The following is a 2,709-nucleotide window of genomic DNA, read 5'->3' as shown; positions in this document are numbered from 1 at the left end:
GGCTCATCAAGCCCAACAGAGTGCAGAGGAGGCTACAAAATTAGCTTCTGAAGCGAAAGCGGTAGCAGAGTCTGCGGTGCGTTCAGGAGAGACGGCAGGGCAGGTGAGTGTGGAAACGGTGCAGGGCATAGCACAAGAGGCGAAGCGTAAAGCGGAAGAAGCCGAGAAAATAGCACAAGAAGCCAAACAGACAGCTGGTTATGCCAAGCATGATGCGGAGCAAGCGCGTAGTGAGGTGGAAAATGCAAAAAGCACAGCGAATGCAGCGTGGAATAAAGCCCACAAAGCGAATGAAACAGCAGATAGTGCTAAGCTTACAGCAAGTTTAGCGGAAACGGCAGGCGAAGAAGCCAAGAAAATAGCGGAGAAAGCCAATAACTACGCGTATGAAGCAAAAGATGAAGCAGGCAAAGCGAAGGAAATAGCCAATAGTGCAAAATATGCAGCAGGAGAGGCGCAAAAGGCAGCTGAAACAGCGGGTAAAAAAGCCGCGTCTTTAGAAGCAGCCGCAGAAGAAGCCGAAAAAATAGCACAAGAAGCTAAACAGACAGCTGGTTATGCCAAGCATGATGCGGAGCAAGCGCGTAGTGAGGTGGAAAAGGTAAAAAGCACAGCGAATGAAGCGTGGAGTAAAGCTTACGACGCGAATGAAGCCGCCAATAACGCTAAGACTATAGCAAGTTTAGCAGAAACGGCAGGCGAAGAAGCCAAGAAAATAGCGGAGAAAGCCGATGACCGAGCGTATGAAGCCAAGAATGAAGTAGAAAAAGCCAAGGAAATAGCTAGTAATGCAAAATATATAGCAGAAGAGGCGCAGAGGGCAGCCGAAACAGCGGGTAAAAAAGCCGCGTCTTTAGAGGAAGAAGCGGAAGAGGCACAAAAAATAGCCAAGGAAGCCAAGGAGTCTGCTGGTTATGCAAGACATGACGCGGAGCAAGCGCGTAGTCAGGCAGAAAAGGCAGAAAAAACAGCAAATGAAGCGTGGAGTAAAGCTTACGACGCGAATGAAACAGCAGATAATGCTAAGACTATAGCAAGTTTAGCACGGATGTACTCAGATGAAGCCAAGAAAAAAGCTGAGACAGCAGATTCACAAGCCTATCAAGCCAAGAGCGAAGCCGAAAAAGCCAAGGAAGTAGCCGATAGAGCGAAAAGGACAGCAGAAGAAGCTAAAACAACAGCCGATACGACGAAGCAAGAGCTTGGAGGTATCAAGAGTTCTCTGGAAACAGCGACAACAGCTCATACAGTAGCCACACAAGCAAAAAATCTCGCAGAAAAGATAAACACTTTTCTAAAACAGTCTCATTTAACGGTTTTATCAATTTCCACCCCTTTTCTTGTTGCGACAGGCAAAGCGCAATTAACCGTGAAAAAAGGAACCTATCTAACTTTGCCACGAACTCATGATATTTTGGTTGTAAGTTATACGGTAGATGCCAGAATAAGCATGCCGTCTCTTTCTGCGGGCAAGGATTATTATCTTTATTTGGTACCGGAGGGAGATTCTCATAAAATTGTTGTATCAGAAAACTCTACGTATCCAAACGGTTACAGCGTCAATAATTCGCGCAAGATAGGAGGGTTTCATACGCTTTGTGCGGATGTTGGTACGATTTCTGGTCACCCCTTGTCTGGTTATAGGGCAGGGGATATTTTACCCAATTCAGTTTGGTGTTTAAATCACCGCCCTTATAGTTCACCAGAGGGAATGGTCTACGACCCCTCTACAGATCTTTGGGTTGATATTTATCTTCAATCAGGGACGGGTGAAAATACGAAATCAATGTATCGTACCAATATAACAACAAACCGTAATTATACCGAACATGTAACAGATATGGCTCGTGTTAAAAAATCTTTACTGAGTGATGAAGCGTTTGCTTCTGCTATGTATGGAAGCAATGAAAAGACACATATTGTTGGCAAGAAAGAACCAACCTCTAAGGTTTCAGGTGGATATAAGGATACGGCGAATCGTCGAATGATCTCGCATATCGGTTGTGAGGATGGTTGCGGTTATGTTTGGCAATTTTTATCGGGCACGTTTCCTATACCCATAAGCCGTACGCAAAATACGTTTGAAATGAGAGCATTGTTAGGGGGTGGTAGCTGGAGTAATACAACGGATAATGGGCGTTTTACTCGAGCCGCCATGATCGTCAATGGTGGAAATGAACAAGTTGCGGCGCGTGGATGTAGCCATACGCGTCATTTTGTTTAGGAGGGAGAGATGATAGAATATCCAGAACATTTAAATAGCAAAGAAGATTATCTGAACATGCTTTCTTTTGACAAAGTTGAAACAGTAAGAAGGCTAGAGATGCTTTTGACAACGCGTTTTTATTGGTTTTTTGTCAAAGAACTCAGTGAAGGAGAAGAGGGGATTGAAGATGACACGCATAAGGTTTGTCTAACAACAACCATGCCATTTGATTCAAATGGTGATTTTGTAGAAAAGCGTTGTCAGTATGAATTACAGGAAAGCGAATATGCACCGCTCTTTCAACTTGGCTTTCGTGTTGAAGAAGTCGAGCAACTGATCAAAGAGCATAGTCAATAGAGATCATAAAAAAACATTTTTATCCAGCCTCACTTTTGTGGGGCTTTTTTTATGGAGCGTCAGATGAGGAAGATATCGAAAGAAGGATTAGAGCTTATCAAACAATGGGAAGGTTTGCGTTTAGAGGCTTATAGAGATACGGCATG

Annotated in this window: 1 protein-coding gene and 2 pseudogenes; all 3 read left to right on the top strand. The window is 44.1% G+C overall.

Annotated features, from left to right (window positions below):
- Nucleotides 1–2,224, top strand: a pseudogene (locus tag ACFIKJ_RS08970) (hypothetical protein); the annotation flags it as partial.
- 9 nt (nt 2,225–2,233) lie between these two features.
- Nucleotides 2,234–2,563, top strand: a complete 330-nt coding sequence (locus tag ACFIKJ_RS08965; RefSeq protein WP_375626961.1) for a hypothetical protein — start codon at nt 2,234–2,236, stop codon at nt 2,561–2,563.
- A gap of 63 nt (nt 2,564–2,626) precedes the next feature.
- A pseudogene (locus tag ACFIKJ_RS08960) lies at nt 2,627–2,709 on the top strand (lysozyme); the annotation flags it as partial.

Origin of the sequence: Bartonella sp. PS7NMGDW, from assembly GCF_042193585.1 — a bacterium.
Classification (GTDB): domain Bacteria; phylum Pseudomonadota; class Alphaproteobacteria; order Rhizobiales; family Rhizobiaceae; genus Bartonella; species Bartonella grahamii.
The sequence above is the reverse complement of the archived record's forward strand: the minus strand, read 5'-3'. Positions and strand labels throughout refer to the sequence as shown.